The organism is Pseudomonas sp. FSL R10-2189, assembly GCF_009600325.1.
Classification (GTDB): Bacteria; Pseudomonadota; Gammaproteobacteria; order Pseudomonadales; family Pseudomonadaceae; genus Aquipseudomonas; species Aquipseudomonas helleri.
Genome location: NZ_WIVZ01000040.1, coordinates 35,250 through 49,573, shown reverse-complemented (window position 1 = coordinate 49,573; position 14,324 = coordinate 35,250). Strand labels below are relative to the sequence as shown.

At 58.7% G+C, this 14,324-nt stretch carries 11 protein-coding genes; 2 read left to right on the top strand and 9 right to left on the bottom strand.

What is annotated here, in order from left to right:
- Positions 1–209: 209 nt before the first annotated feature.
- From GHO32_RS22355 to GHO32_RS22335, 5 genes are all read right to left on the bottom strand, one after another.
- Complete coding sequence (locus tag GHO32_RS22355; protein ID WP_153336755.1) at positions 210–1,454, bottom strand: aspartate aminotransferase family protein; 1,245 nt, start codon at positions 1,452–1,454, stop codon at positions 210–212.
- Positions 1,455–1,524: 70 nt separating this feature from the next.
- Entirely contained in the window at positions 1,525–2,349 is an 825-nt protein-coding gene (locus tag GHO32_RS22350) for an ABC transporter permease (RefSeq protein ID WP_153336760.1), read from the bottom strand.
- 2 nt (positions 2,350–2,351) lie between these two features.
- Positions 2,352–3,608, bottom strand: coding sequence for an ABC transporter permease (locus tag GHO32_RS22345; protein WP_153336756.1), 1,257 nt, complete (start codon positions 3,606–3,608; stop codon positions 2,352–2,354).
- 10 nt (positions 3,609–3,618) lie between these two features.
- Positions 3,619–4,722, bottom strand: coding sequence for an ABC transporter ATP-binding protein (locus GHO32_RS22340; RefSeq protein WP_153336761.1), 1,104 nt, complete (start codon positions 4,720–4,722; stop codon positions 3,619–3,621).
- Positions 4,723–4,840: 118 nt separating this feature from the next.
- Entirely contained in the window at positions 4,841–5,893 is a 1,053-nt protein-coding gene (locus GHO32_RS22335; RefSeq protein WP_153336757.1) for an ABC transporter substrate-binding protein, read from the bottom strand.
- Between the two features lie 213 nt (positions 5,894–6,106).
- Here GHO32_RS22335 and GHO32_RS22330 point away from each other — a divergent pair, with 213 nt between their 5' ends.
- A complete protein-coding gene (locus tag GHO32_RS22330) occupies positions 6,107–6,913 on the top strand; it encodes a cupin domain-containing protein (RefSeq protein WP_227024728.1) in 807 nt (268 codons plus the stop codon).
- A 102-nt stretch (positions 6,914–7,015) separates the two neighbouring features.
- Here the strand turns inward: GHO32_RS22330 and GHO32_RS22325 are convergent, their stop codons facing one another.
- From GHO32_RS22325 to GHO32_RS22310, 4 genes are all read right to left on the bottom strand, one after another.
- Positions 7,016–7,915: a LysR family transcriptional regulator gene (locus GHO32_RS22325; protein WP_153443000.1), complete on the bottom strand. Its 900-nt coding sequence runs from the start codon at positions 7,913–7,915 to the stop codon at positions 7,016–7,018.
- 63 nt (positions 7,916–7,978) lie between these two features.
- Positions 7,979–10,999 (bottom strand): FAD-binding and (Fe-S)-binding domain-containing protein, encoded by a 3,021-nt coding sequence (locus GHO32_RS22320; protein ID WP_153442998.1) that lies wholly within the window; start codon positions 10,997–10,999, stop codon positions 7,979–7,981.
- 261 nt (positions 11,000–11,260) lie between these two features.
- Complete coding sequence (locus GHO32_RS22315) at positions 11,261–11,731, bottom strand: FAD/FMN-containing dehydrogenase (RefSeq protein WP_368668490.1); 471 nt, start codon at positions 11,729–11,731, stop codon at positions 11,261–11,263.
- 12 nt (positions 11,732–11,743) lie between these two features.
- Complete coding sequence (locus GHO32_RS22310) at positions 11,744–12,112, bottom strand: hypothetical protein (protein WP_048369924.1); 369 nt, start codon at positions 12,110–12,112, stop codon at positions 11,744–11,746.
- Positions 12,113–12,610: 498 nt separating this feature from the next.
- On the opposite strand from GHO32_RS22310, the gene mqo reads away from it, so the two are divergent.
- Positions 12,611–14,257: a malate dehydrogenase (quinone) gene (mqo, locus tag GHO32_RS22305; RefSeq protein WP_153335794.1), complete on the top strand. Its 1,647-nt coding sequence runs from the start codon at positions 12,611–12,613 to the stop codon at positions 14,255–14,257.
- Positions 14,258–14,324: the final 67 nt, after the last annotated feature.

Here is a 14,324-nt window from a genome sequence, read left to right as displayed (position 1 = left end):
GGGATGCTGAAGATACTCGCTGTCCTGTTTGCTGCGCGACAGCGCGGCGTCGAAGACGGGGCGGCCCCTCCTACAGGTGTATTACGCACCTGTAGCCGCTGACGAGGTACGAGGCTGCGATCGGGCGCGCAGCGGCCGTAAAAAGAGCCAGGATCAAAAGATCGCGAGACAAGCTCGCTCCTACAGGTGTATTGCGTACGCCCGCACGCTCAACCGCTATACGCGGCACTCAATTCAACCGCCGCGTGTTCGAACGCGGTTTTGATTTCTTCGATCACGTGGTCGCTGTGGTCGAAGGAGATGTACAACCGGCCGTACGGCGACGGCATGATCAGTACGCCCGCTTCGCGCAATGCCAGGTGCAGGGCTTTGGTAAACGAGGAGTTGGCGATTTGCGCAGCCTGTTCGTAGGTGCTCGGGACTACGGCGCCCAACCAGATACCAAATACGTTGCCGTAGCCGCTGGTGCTCACGGTGATGCCGTGGCTTTTAAAGATGCTTTCAATGGCGCCACGCAAGGCGTCGCCACGGGCGATGAGTTGCGGGTAGTCAACGCTGTCCAGTTGCGCCAGGGTGGTGGTCACGGCCGCGCAGGCCATGGGGTTGCCGCTGAAGGTGCCGCCGCGGATGACCCGGCCTTCTTCAAACCCTGCGAGGATGTGCGGTTTGGCGACGACCGCCGACACCGGTACGCCGTTGCCAATGGCTTTGCCAACGCTGGCGATGTCCGGGTCCAGGCCTTCTTGCAGGGCCGCGAGGCCCGGATACAGGCGAAAGCCCATCAGCACTTCGTCGCTGATTACCAGTGCGCCGTGGCGGTGGGCCACGTCTTGCACGTGTTTGAGGTAGCCCGGCAAGGCCATGATGCAGCCCGCATTGGCCAGCATTGGCTCCAGAATCACCGCAGCAATGTTGCTGTCTTCGGCAAACAGGCGCTCAACATCGTCAAAGTCGTTGAAGCGCAGCAGGGTGGTGCGCTCTGTAGACGGGCGCTTGCCGTCGCTAAAGCTCGCTTCTTTGGAGGTGACGTTGCCGTAGCTGATGTCATCGAACCAGCCATCAAAACCCGCCGCCATTTTGGCGATTCTGCCGCGACCGGTGTAGGCCCGCGCTGCGCGGCAGGCCAGGTGCACGGCTTCGCTGCCCGAGTTGGTGAAGATGACTTTGCTCAGTTCGCCGGTGTGGTTGGCCAGCGCCGTCGCCGCGCCATGCTCACGCACATGGGCCCAGGAGGGCGCCGCGCTGTCGCTCAGTGCCTGCACGACCGCCGCATTGACGGCGTCATTGGAATGGCCCAGCAACACCGCCCCAAAGCCCAGCGCGGTGTCGATGTATTGGCGGCCCTGGTCATCCCACAGGTAGGCGCCTTTGCCGTTGCGGATAAACAGTTTTTCACCCTTGAGATCAGGCAGGATGCGGGCTGCGCTGGAAACATCACCCACTAGATTCGGCATAAAAACCTCTGAATTTGGACAAGAGTTACCCGCCCCGGGCTGTTAAGCCCGGGAAGGTGTACGGCATGAGTTATTGTTGTTTGATTTTCAGTTTTTCGTTGCGTCGTCGCAGGACTTCGAGGGTCAGCAGCATCAATACCGACAAAATGACCATGATGGTGGCGACTGCGGCAATGTTGGGGCTGATGTTTTCTCGAATGCCCGAGAACATCTGCAAGGGCAAGGTGCGCTGTGACGGGCTGGACAGAAACAGCGTGACCACGACTTCATCAAACGAGGTGGCAAACGCGAACAGCCCGCCCGAGATCACGCCGGGGGCAATCAGCGGCAGGATCACTTTGAAAAACACCGTCAGCGGCGGTGCACCAAGGCTGGCGGCAGCCCGGCTGAGGTTGTTGTCAAAACCCTGCAACGTCGCGTTGACGGTGATGACCACAAACGGCACGCCGAGCATGGCATGGGCCAGCACCAGACCGGTGTAGCTGTTGAGCAATTGCAGCTTGGCAAAGAAGAAGTACAGGCCGACCGCAACGATCACCAGCGGCACGATCATGGGCGAAATCAGAAACGCCATGATCACGCCCTTGAAGCGGAAGTTGCCCCGGCACAGCCCCACAGACGCCAGGGTGCCGAAGATCATGGCCAGTGCCGTGGCGGCGGGGGCGATGATAAAGCTGTTTTTAAAAGCCTGACGCCACTCCTGGGACGACATCAGCTCTTCGTACCAGCGCAACGAAAACCCGTCCATGGGGTAGGTCAGGAACGATGACGAGTTGAACGACAGCGGAATGATCACCAACACCGGGATAATCAAAAACAGCAGCACCAACAGGCAGACCGTCACCAGACCGAAGCGGGCCAGTTTTTCGGCTTTGGAGGCATAAGGCGGCAGCATGGTCATGACCTCGCCTGGTTAGGGTGGGTAAGTTTGCCGTACACCCCATACAACAACAGGGTGGCAATCAGCAGCAGGCTGCCGAGTGCAGACGCCATGCCCCAGTTAACGGTTTTGTTGGTGTAGAACGCGACGAAGTAGCTGACCATCTGGTCCGCAGCACCGCCCACCAGGGCCGGGGTCACGTAGTAACCAATGGCAAGGATGAAGGTCAGCAGTGCACCGGCCGCCAGGCCCGCGAAGGTCTGCGGCACGTACACCCGCCAGAACGCCACGAACGGGTGCGCGCCCAGCGAAATCGCCGCCCGCACATAGTTGCCAGGGATGTTTTTCATCACGCTGTACAGCGGCAGGATCATGAACGGCAGCAGCACATGGGTCATCGCGATGATCACCCCGGTACGGTTGAACACCAGTTGCACCGGCGCGTCGATAAGGCCCAGAAACATCAACGAACGGTTGATCAGGCCATCGGACTGCAACAGCACCACCCAGGCGGCGGTGCGCACGATCAGCGAGGTCCAGAACGGCAGTAGCACGCAGATCATCAGCAGGTTGCTTTTGCCCTCTGGCAAGGTGGCCAGCCAGTACGCCACCGGGAACCCCAGCACCAGGCAAAGCAGGGTAACCACGGCGCCGATGGCGAAGGTGCGGGCAAAAATGTCCACGTAGATCGACTGGTTTGGGTCGGCCTTGACGATGTTGCCGGTGGCAGAGTCGATACGGTGGTCGAGGGCGGCCAGCAAGAAGTAAGGCGTCAGCGGCGCCGATGCCTGCTTCAGGGCCTTCCAGTAATTAAGCTCGCCCCACGAACTGTCGATGGCAAGCAGCGCGTCGCGTTTGGACGCCACGTCGCTGGCCGGCAGGTTGCGCAGGGTTTTAGTGATGAGGGTCCGGTAAGCCGGGATTTCATAGCTCAGGCGCTTGGCCAATGGGCCGATTTGGCCGTTCTCTTTGGCGTTGGTCAGGTCGCTGACCAGTGCCTCGAAGGTGTGTTCGTTCGGCAGCGATTTACCTTTCCATAAAGCCAGCGCCTCAACGGTGGCCGGCAGCGCGGTGTTCACATCGGGGTTGTCGACGCTGCGCGAGAGCAGGGTGCCGATGGGAAAGGCAAAGCACACCAGCACAAACAGAAACAGCGGTGCGATCAGCAGCAGGGATTTGAACGTGTAAGAACGTTCGGACTTTCTGAGCTTGGCCCTGAGAGTGGGCGTCTGCTCCTGGGTCTGGCCGGAGTGACTGGCGGCGGACTGACTCATGATCGACATCTCAGTGCTTAGTCACGTCCAGAGCGCGGATGTGCTCTGGTGACCAGGAAAGTGAAATCGAACTGCCTACCGTCCAACTGATGTTCATGTGCGAGGCAGGCAGCTTGACCATGAAGCTCGGCTGCCCGGCAATTTCGGTGATCATGCGCACGTGGTCGCCCAGGTAGATGTATTCCTGAATGCGCGCGGTCAGCGGCGTGCTGCCCGCCGGGCCGACCACTACTCGCTCGGGGCGGATGCACAGGGCCACCTGGTCGCCCGGCTGGCACTCGGCCACTGGCACGGCGCGGATCAGGCTGCCGTCATCCAGGCGCGCCACGGCATAGTGCTCGTCGCAATACATAAAGGTGCCGAGCAGGGTGTTGTTCTCGCCGATAAATTGCGCCACGAAGCTTTTGTTCGGGGTCTCGTAAATGGCGGTCGGGGTGTCGATCTGCTGGATCACGCCGTCGTTGAACACCGCCACGCGGTCCGACATGGTCAGGGCTTCGCTCTGGTCGTGGGTCACGTACACCACGGTCAGGCCCAACTGCTGGTGCAGGTGCTTGATTTCCAGTTGCATGTGTTCACGCAATTGCTTGTCGAGGGCGCCCAGCGGTTCGTCCATCAGCACCAATTTGGGGTCAAACACGAGCGCACGGGCCAGGGCGACACGTTGCTGCTGGCCACCCGACAGTTGCGCGGGGTAGCGTTTTGCGAAATCGGTGAGTTTCACCATGTCCAGAGCGCGGCTGACTTTGTGCTTTTTGTCGACGCTGTTCATTTTGCGGACAGAAAGCGGAAAGGCCAGGTTTTGCTCAATGGTCATGTGCGGGAAGAGCGCGTAGTTCTGGAACACCATGCCGATGTTGCGCTTGTGCGGCGCAAGGTTGTGCAGCGGCTTTTCGTTCAGGTAAATCTCGCCATGGGTCGGCGTTTCGAAGCCGGCCAGCATCATCAAGCTGGTGGTTTTGCCCGACCCGGACGGGCCCAGCAGGGTGACAAATTCGCCTTCTTTGATATCGAGGTTCAAATCCTTGACCACGGGACGTATGCCGTCGTAGGTCTTCTGAATATTTTTAAAACTGACCAAGTGTTTCACGTAACCATCCTCACTTGAGAGCAGGCGCACAGCATCTTCGCCGGGGCATGCACGCTCATCATGATGAGAGGCACCGGCGCGCAGATAACGTCGTGGACCTGCCACCGGGGAACCGGTGGCAGGGTGACCAAGAGGCGGGGGTTTACTTCTGGGCGACCCAGGCGTTGAAACGCTCGGTCAGCGGTTCGATGTTCTCAACCCAGAACTCGACATCGATAGGGATCGACTGCGCGAGGTTTTCCGGGGTGGTGGGCAGGGTGTGCTTCAAGTCTGCCGGAACGAACTCGTTGGCGTTCTTGTTGGTCAGGCCGTAAGCAATGTACTTGGGCAGCTTGGCCTGTGCTTCTGGCTTGCTCGCGAAGGCGATGAAGTCCATGGCTTCGGCTTTGTTCTCGCTGCCTTTGAGCACAGCCCAGGAGTCGATGGCCGAGACGCTGCCGTTCCACAGGAACTTGAAGTTTTTGCCTTCGTTGGTGTTAAAACCGGTGATGCGGCCGTTATACGACGAGCTCATCACGATGTCGCCGGCAGACAGCATTTGCAGCGGTTGTGCTGCGGCTTCCCACCACACGATGTCCGACTTGATGGTGCCCAGTTTGTTAAAGGCACGATCGACGCCTTCCGGGGTGCGCAACACTTTGTACACGTCGGCAGGTTTGACCCCATCAGCAATCAGCGCGAACTCAAGTGCGTATTTAGGGCCTTTGCGCAGGCCGCGTTTGCCCGGGATTTTTTCCAGGTCAAAGAAGTCGGCCCACGAGGTCGGCTCGGTCTTGAGCTTGTCACCGTCCCACGACAGGCCGGTATTCCAGACGATGTTGCCAACACCGCACTCGCTCACCGCTTCGGGAATAAAATCAGCTTTGTTGCCGATTTTGGCCCAGTCAATTTTTTCATAGAGCCCGGACTCGCAGCCCAGTACAAGGTCTTCACCTTCTACTTCGACTACGTCCCAGTTAGGGTTGCCAGCTTTGACTTTGGCGTCGAGCACGCCCACTCCGCCATCCCAGCTCTGGTCGAGTACTTTTTTGCCGGTTTGTTTGGCAAAAGGTGCAAAAAACAGCTCGCGCTGTGCGTCCTGAAAGTTGCCTCCCCAGGAGACAATCGTTAGATCACGGGCAGTGGCAACTTGGGAAGCTGCTAAACCAATGAGGGCAAGTCCATATGCTGCAACAGCGTGGCGTGATTTATGCATTATTAGCCTCTACGCAGATGTTGTGATTCAGTGGTAAAAATTTTTACCACTGGTGATGTCTCCAGGCAAGCTTTATTTTCGCTGACGATTAAAACCCTGAATCGCCCGATAAACGGTAAGCGATTGTTTTCTCACGTCTAAAATTTAAAAAAGACTGACAAACCCAACTGTCGGTGTTTTTTTTAGCTAGAGTAATAAACGTTTTCTTCAGGGGTGAGCCTGTTTGAAACCGTGCTACTTTGCTGCGCCTGGAGTGTGCAACAGGATACGGGATTACCCGGCCTGGTGCGTTTAAGTTGCCTTTACCGTGTAAGAAAATTCGGCAGTTCAAGGTCCACATTAAACTTTGGCCCGCTCGGGTGCCGTTTAGCTAAGGAATTCACCGTGACAGAAACATCGGCGACAGGGCGAAGCCCGCATATCCGGGAAGAGCTCCCTGAAAGCCCACCAGAGGTTTTGGAGACCGCCACCGTAGGCGCAAGGCTCAAGGCGTTACGACAAAGTCGAGGTCTCTCGATCAGGGGCCTGGCAGAGCTGGCCGGTGTGCCACATGCCACGCTTTCGATTATCGAGCGGGATAAATCCAGCCCGTCTGTGAGCATCCTCAAGCGTTTGCTGCGGCCCTTGAACGTCACCCTCAGCGTGTTTTTCTCCGACTCGGCGGTGGTTGACCGCGCCGTGTTTTACAAAGCCAATGAGCTGGTCGAACTCGCTGATGGCAAGAAGCTATCATACAGACAAGTGGGAGCGAATCTCGAAAATAGTTCGATGATGATCCTCCATGAACGTTACGAACCGGGTGCAGACACCGGTGAAGAAGGTGAAGAGCTGTATTCCCACGACGCCGAAGAGGGCGGCATCGTCATTGAAGGGCGTTTGGAAATGACCGTAGGTGATGAGATCCGCGTGTTGTCGCCGGGGGATGCCTACTACTTTGACAGCCGTTTGCCACACCGCATGCGCAACCCGTTTGATGAAGTGTGCATCGTCGTCAGCGCGGTCTCACCGCCGACCTTTTGATGCGCAGCCGCCGGTCAAAACTGTAGGAGCGAGCTTGTCTCGCGATCTTTTGATCTTTTTAAAAGCTCGCGAGGCAAGCTCGCTCCTACAGGGTTAAGTGGTTTAGTCCCAAGGCGATGCCTTAAGTTTCTGTTCCAGAAAATCCCTGAACACGCGTATGCGTGGGCTCAAATGCTTGCGGTGGGTGTAGATCAAGTAAATGGGCTCTTTGGACGGGATGTCGTAGGCCTGCAGCAAGGGCACCAGCCTGCCTGCCTTGAGGTCCGCGCCTATATGGAACTGCGCAAGCTTGACGATTCCGCCGCCGTTCAAGGCGATGTCGCGCTGTAAATCCCCTTGGGCAAAGACCGCCTTGGGCTTGATGGCTACCGTGACGGTTTCGCCGTCGACCCTGAACTGCCAGTTGTTCCAGGCACTGATAAAGGCAAAGTTGAAGCAGTCGTGGTTGAGCAGGTCTTCCGGATGATTGGGCGTGCCTTTACGGGCGAGGTATTCGGGGGAGGCGCAGATGATCCACGCGCTTTCACCGATTTTGCGCGCAACGCGAGATGAGTCCGGCAACACGCCACTGTGAATGGCGATGTCCAGGCCCTGGTCAAAGTGGTCGACATACTGTGGGCCGACCTGCAAATCAACCGTGAGGCCGGGGTAGGTCGCCATGAACTCCGGCAGCCAGGGCACGATCTGGTGTTTGGCGAAGGTGGTCATGGTGTGGATGCGCAACGCGCCGCTGACCTGGGTCGGGAAGGCCTCGGCCAACGAGTCGGCTTCGGCCATGGCGTTCATGACTTTGCGTGCGCTCATCAGGTAGGCCGAGCCTTCTTCTGTGAGCGTGAGGCTGCGGTTGCCGCGCTGGAACAGACGCACTTGCAGGCGGTTTTCGAGGCGGCTGATCAGCTTGCTGACGGTGGACGGGGTGATTCCGTTCGCCCTGGCGGCCACCGAGAAATTGCCGTGTTCGTGCGCCCACAGAAAGGCTTGCATCTGGGAAAAATTATCCATTTTTATTCTCATCGCAACGAATGCGAGCAGCCTGCCATCAATCACCCACTCAAACAACTCGCCTCACTGGCGAAGGTGGCCCAGCAATGCCTGCAATGGATGCTGCAACGCTTTGCCTTCATGGCGCTTGACCTGGCTGCGGCAGGAATAGCCATCGGCAATCAGGTTGCCGCTCGGCATGTGCCGTTCGACCAATGGCTGCCAGGACTGCGAATAAATAACCGCCGAGGTCTTGGCGTTGCGGGCTTCATGGCCGTAAGTCCCGGACATGCCGCAGCAGCCGCTGGGCAGTACCTGCAACGTAAGGCCAAAGCCTTCGAAAACCTTCTTCCACAGATCAACGCTGCCGGGCTCGTTGGTGCGCTCGGTGCAGTGCGCCAAGAACTGGTACACCTGCGGGGCGCCGTGCTTGAGCGTATCGGGCAATGCCGTCACCAGCCACTCTTGCGGCAGAGCTACTTGCGGCGCGCTGCCTTGTTCGAGGGTTTTGGCGTATTCCTGGCGGTAAACCAGGGTCATGGCCGGGTCGAGGCCCACCAGCGGTATGCCGCTTTGCTCCAGTGCCAGCAAGCCTTTGGCGGTGTTGGCTGCAGTCTTTTTAAAGGCCCCGAGAAAGCCCTGCACTTGCAGCGGTTTGCCGTTGGGCGAGAAGGGCGCGAGGTAAACCTGATAGCCCAGCCGGGCAATCAACTCGATCCATTGTGCCGCCAATGGCGTCTCGAAATAGCGGGTGAAGGCGTCCTGCACCAGGATCACGCTGCGTTTACGCTGCTCGTCACTCAACCGTGAAAGGGTTTTCGGCGTGGCCATTTGCACGTTCCATTGCGCGCACACGGCATGGAAATCCATCAGGCTCAGCAGCGGGCTGTCGACCATGCCGACCACGCGTTCCAGCAGGTATTTAACCGGCGCAGCGCTCATCAAGGCGTTGTACAGCTTCGGGAAGCGCGCGATGTGCGGGATGCTGAATTCCAGCGAGCCCACGGCATAGTCCTTGAGCGGGCGCAGGTAGCGGCTGTGGTAGAGCTCCAGAAAACGCGCGCGAAAATCCGGCACGTTGACCTTGACCGGGCACTGCCCCGCGCACGATTTGCACGCCAGGCAGCTGGCCATGGCGTCATACACTTCGTGGGAGAAGTCTTTCTCGCCCAGCAATCTGGCCAGCGAGTTGCGGGTTCTGCGCAGCACGCCGGTGGAGTAGTTGCCCAGCAGGTCCACGCCTTGCGCCCCTTGCTGGCGCAACCATTCACGCATCAGCGAAGCGCGGCCTTTAGGTGAATGGATACGGTCACGGGTGGCTTTCCAGGATGGGCACATCGCGTCATCCGGGTCGAAGTTGTAGCAGGCGCCGTTGCCGTTGCAGTGCACGGCGCTTTGGTAGCTTTGCCACACGCGCTCGTCGATTTGCCGGTCCAGATCACCGCGCAGCGGCACTTCGTCGACGCGGGTCAAGCGGGCCGTGCTGAGCTGCGCTGGCGTGGCGATTTTGCCGGGGTTGAGCTGGTTGAACGGGTCGAACGCGGCTTTGATTGCCTGCAACGCCGGGTACAGCGCGCCAAAGTATTTAGGCCCGTACTCAGAGCGCAGGCCTTTGCCGTGCTCGCCCCACAGCAAGCCGCCGTATTTGTGCGTGAGGGCCGCCACGCCATCGGAAATCGGGCGGATAAGCGCCGCCTGGCGCGGGTCTTTCATGTCGAGGATCGGGCGCACGTGCAACACCCCGGCATCGACGTGGCCGAACATGCCGTACTCCAGTGCGTAACTGTCCAGCAGGGCGCGGAACTCAGCGATGTAGTCCGCGAGGTTTTCCGGCGGCACGGCGGTGTCTTCTACAAAGGGCTGCGGCCGGGCCTCGCCCTGCACGTTGCCGAGTAAGCCCACAGAGCGTTTGCGCATGGTGTAGACGCGTTTCACCGCTTCACTGCCCACCGCCAGTGTATGGCCCAGGCGGCGCACGCCGGTGTCGGTGTTCAAGTGTTCGATAAAGTCATGAACGCGCTGCTCCAGGCGCTCGTTGTCATCGTCGCTGAACTCGATCAGGTTGATGCCCAGGGTGGGCGTGGCCGGGTCCTGGGGGAAGTATTCGGCGACGCCATGCCAAACGATGTCTTTCATCGCCAGCATCAGGACTTTTGAGTCCACCGTTTCGATCGACAGCGGTTTGAGGGCCATCAGCGCCTTGGCATCGCGCAGCGCGTCCATGAAGCTGGCGTAGCGCACGTTGACCAGAATCGAATGCTGCGGGATGGGCAGCACGTTGAGCTTGGCTTCGATGATAAAACCCAGCGAGCCCTCAGAGCCGCACAACAGGCTGTTGAGGTTGAAGCGCCCATCGGCTTCGCGCAGGTGGGCGAGGTCATAGCCGGTGAGGGAGCGGTTGAGCGGCGGGAAGATTTCTTTAATCAGTTGCTGCTGGTTGTCGGCAATGTCTTGCGCGCAGCGATAGACCTCGCCGATCACGTCGTTGCGCTCGGCCTGGCGGTGCGCCAGTTCGTTTGCCAGCGCCTGGCTGTCGAGGCGTTTGCCGCCCAGCAGCACGGTCGACAGTTCGAGCACGTGGTCGCGGGTTTTGCCGTAAGTGCAACTGCCCTGGCCGCTGGCGTCGGTGTTGATCATGCCGCCGATGGTGGCCCGATTCGAGGTGGACAGCTCGGGGGCAAAGAACAGGCCGTGGACTTTCAGTGCTGCGTTGAGCTGGTCTTTGACCACACCGCTTTGCACGCGCACCCAGCGTTCTTTAACGTTGATCTCGAGGATGTTATTGAGGTGGCGGGACAGATCGACCACCACCCCGTCGGTCAGCGACTGGCCGTTGGTGCCCGTGCCGCCGCCACGCGCGGTCAGCACGATAGAGCGGTATTCCGGCCGCGCGGCGAGTGTGCTCAGGCATTCGACATCGGCGTAATCCTTGGGGAACACCGCAGCCTGCGGCAAGCGCTGATAAATGGAGTTGTCGGTGGCCAGCACGGTTCTGAGGCCGAAATCACTGGCGATTTCACCCTTGAAGCCTTCCGTTGTCAGTGCGCTTAGAAAACGTTGATAAGCGTCATCAAGACGATGGAGGGGGGCGAGGCGGGCGATCATCGGTGGTATTTCCTGCAGGCAAATTCAGTTCTACATTCACTCGGCGCATGGAGCTGGCTAACGCGCTCGCGCGGTGAAATTGATTTGGCAGGATTTTCAGGGTCTTGGCGCCACAAGGCAAACGTATAACGTGCAGCCTTTGCATGAGGTTTATGCATGAATGGATGCGCAATCCCATTGTAGGAGCGAGCTTGCCTCGCGATCTTTTGATCGTTTAAAAGATCGCGAGGCGAGCTCGCTCCTACACAAGTGTCGTGGGGATTACTCGGTGGGGAGTTTTTCCAGGGCGGCGCGCAGGGCGTCTGCGTTGGCGAAGGTTTGCTGCGACACCAGCGTACCGTTGTCCAGTTGCAACCACAGCACCTGGTCGTCTGCGCCGGGGTATTGGGCGGCGATCTTGCCGTCGCGATCCAGCACGACGCGGTAGCTGTAGTCGCGCATTTTCGGGATGGCGATGAATTTGCCGATCAATGACGGCATGGCATGCACGTCCGCCAAAAAGGCGACATGGCGGGCCTCAAGGTAGCCTTTAGGCTGGTTTTCCAGGGCTGCTTTTACCAGCTTGGAACCGTCCATGTTGCGGGCCACCAACAGCACGTGGGTGTTGGCGTCCAGGGTGTAAGGCTGGTCGTGCTGGTCTTGCAGCGTCCAGGGGGTAAGGTGTTCACCCACCGTGGCGGCGAAGCTTTGCATCGACAGCGCGCTTAACAGCAGTAAAAGTGCAATTCTCACTGTGTAGTCTCTCTATTTTCGGGTGGTTTTCTGGGCTAGACGTTTGACCCAGTCGCCGCCACAGGCGCGCTGGCATTCGTCTTCGGAGTCATAAAAAACGTGGTTGGCCACCTGGCGCACGTTGATATTGGCGTCGGCCAGGGCACGGGTGGTGAGTTCAACCATGAACCGCGCCTCGCCATCGGCCAGGGCGAAGTCTTTGTTGACCTGGTTGTCGAACACCCAGACCACCTTCAGGCTGGCCGGGAAAGCTTCGAAGTCGACTGAATGGGTGAGCCAGACAAAGCCCGGAATTTGCCCTTTGGCGGTTTCACAGGCATCGGTCAGGTGTTTAACCAGACGGCGTTCGATCTGTGCCTGGTTACGTTTGTTCAAAGACATGGGTGAATCCTGTGGGCAGCGGTGGCAAAAGCGCGATTGTACGTGAACTGTCCCTTAGCCATTGATCTACTTCACATCGCTAAAAAGATGCGTTTACGTCAAAAGTGCCACCTGAGGTAGAATGTCGCGGTTTGAAGGCTGACACCGCCGGTTTTTTGCAGCCGGGCAGGCTCTCTGGAAAGAGTTGCAAGAGGTGTCAGTACCAATGGAGTCGCAAGAAGGTGTCGGGAGTGAAGGAGCTGGACAGGGCAGACCTGTTATCGGCCGCGCCCGGCACTTACCCGAAATGTCACCCAAGTAGCTGAAGCCAAAAGCAATAAAAGATCAGCGCCCAAGGTACATAAAAGTGAGGTCTATAGTGTGCATAGGCCTTATATATCTACCCGATCCAAGGCCTGATGAGGGGCTCGGTTGCAGGCAAGCCTGTCCTGTAACCCTGTCCAGTTCTGTTCAGCGCGCCGTGTCGGGTAGATGGCGTTTTATCTTAGGTACGACAACATGTTAAAGAAGATGAACAAAGGGCTTTTGGGCCTGGCGCTGACCATGGGCATCACGTCCGTGCACGCTGCCGAGCCAAAGCACGTTGATGTCCTGCTGATTGGCGGCGGCATCATGAGCGCTACCTTGGGTGTCTGGCTCAACGAGCTGGAACCCGGCCTGTCCATGGAGATGATCGAACGTCTCGATGGCGTCGCTCAAGAAAGCTCCAACGGCTGGAACAACGCGGGTACCGGTCACTCAGCTTTGGCTGAACTGAACTACACCCCTGAAGACAAGAACGGCAACGTTGAGATCCCAAAGGCCATTGAAATCAATGAAGCCTTCCAGGTCTCGCGTCAGTTCTGGGCCTGGCAGGTCAAGAACGGTGTTCTGAAAAACCCTCGTTCGTTCATCAACTCCACTCCGCACATGAGCTTTGTGTGGGGCGATGACAACATCAAGTTCTTGAAAAAACGCTACGAGGCGCTGCAGGCCAGCCCTCTGTTCGCGGGTATGCAGTACTCCGAAGACGCGGACCAGATCAAGAAGTGGGTACCGCTGATGATGGAAGGGCGTGACCCGAACCAGAAAGTCGCGGCCACCTGGACGCCAATCGGTACTGACGTGAACTTCGGCGAAATCACACGCCAGTTCGTGTCCTACCTGCAAACCAAGCCTGGTTTCACGCTGAACCTGTCCAGCGAAGTTAAAGACATCAAGCGCAACGAAGATGGTTCGTGGCGTGTGGTGTACAAAAACCTCAAGGACGGCACCACCAGCGAAACTGACGCCAAGTTTGTCTTCATCGGCGCTGGCGGTGGGGCTCTGCACCTGCTGCAGAAATCCGGTATCCCTGAAGCCAAGGAATACGCTGGCTTCCCGGTAGGCGGTTCGTTCCTGGTGACCGATAACCCGACGGTTGCCGAGCAGCACCTGGCCAAGGCTTACGGTAAAGCTTCGGTTGGCGCTCCGCCGATGTCGGTTCCGCACCTGGACACCCGCGTGCTGGATGGCAAGCGCGTCATCCTGTTTGGTCCGTTCGCGACCTTCTCGACCAAGTTCCTGAAAGAAGGCTCGTACTTCGACCTGCTGACCAGCACCACGGCGCACAACATCTGGCCAATGACCAAAGTCGGTATCGAACAATACCCACTGGTTGAGTACCTGGCCGGCCAGCTGATGCTGTCGGACGAAGACCGCTTCAACGCGCTGAAAGAGTACTACCCGAACGCCAAGCAAGAAGACTGGCGTCTGTGGCAAGCCGGTCAGCGTGTGCAGATCATCAAGCGTGACGAAGAGAAAGGCGGCGTGCTGAAACTGGGCACCGAGATCGTTGCTGCAAAAGACGGCAGCATTGCCGGTTTGCTGGGCGCTTCGCCAGGTGCTTCGACCGCTGCGCCGATCATGCTCAACGTGCTTGAAACCGTGTTTAAGGACAAGGTTGCGACCCCTGAGTGGCAAGCCAAGCTGCACCAGATCGTGCCAAGCTATGGCACCAAGCTGAACGGTTCGCCTGAGCGCGTTGCACAGGAATGGGCGTACACCGCCGATGTGCTGCAACTGACTCCGCCGCCGGCCATCCCGGCAGCCAACGGTACACCAGCAGCACCTGCTGAGCCGGCCAAGCCTGCTCCAAGCAACCCGGCGGCCGACATGGCGCTGTAAAAAAGCAGCCCCGCCCAACAACCGTTGGGCGGGGCTCTTTTTTAGCCTCGCCGCCTTCCCCGCAACA

Excerpts from the sequence above, each read along its gene's own strand:
- GHO32_RS22355 (WP_153336755.1), bottom strand. The coding sequence starts at position 1,454 with ATGCCGAATCTAGTGGGTGATGTTTCCAGCGCAGCCCGCATCCTGCCT.
- GHO32_RS22350 (WP_153336760.1), bottom strand. The coding sequence starts at position 2,349 with ATGCTGCCGCCTTATGCCTCCAAAGCCGAAAAACTGGCCCGCTTCGGT.
- GHO32_RS22345 (WP_153336756.1), bottom strand. The coding sequence starts at position 3,608 with ATGAGTCAGTCCGCCGCCAGTCACTCCGGCCAGACCCAGGAGCAGACG.
- GHO32_RS22335 (WP_153336757.1), bottom strand. The coding sequence starts at position 5,893 with ATGCATAAATCACGCCACGCTGTTGCAGCATATGGACTTGCCCTCATT.
- GHO32_RS22325 (WP_153443000.1), bottom strand. The coding sequence starts at position 7,915 with ATGGATAATTTTTCCCAGATGCAAGCCTTTCTGTGGGCGCACGAACAC.
- GHO32_RS22320 (WP_153442998.1), bottom strand. The coding sequence starts at position 10,999 with ATGATCGCCCGCCTCGCCCCCCTCCATCGTCTTGATGACGCTTATCAA.
- GHO32_RS22310 (WP_048369924.1), bottom strand. The coding sequence starts at position 12,112 with ATGTCTTTGAACAAACGTAACCAGGCACAGATCGAACGCCGTCTGGTT.
- mqo (WP_153335794.1), top strand. The coding sequence starts at position 12,611 with ATGTTAAAGAAGATGAACAAAGGGCTTTTGGGCCTGGCGCTGACCATG.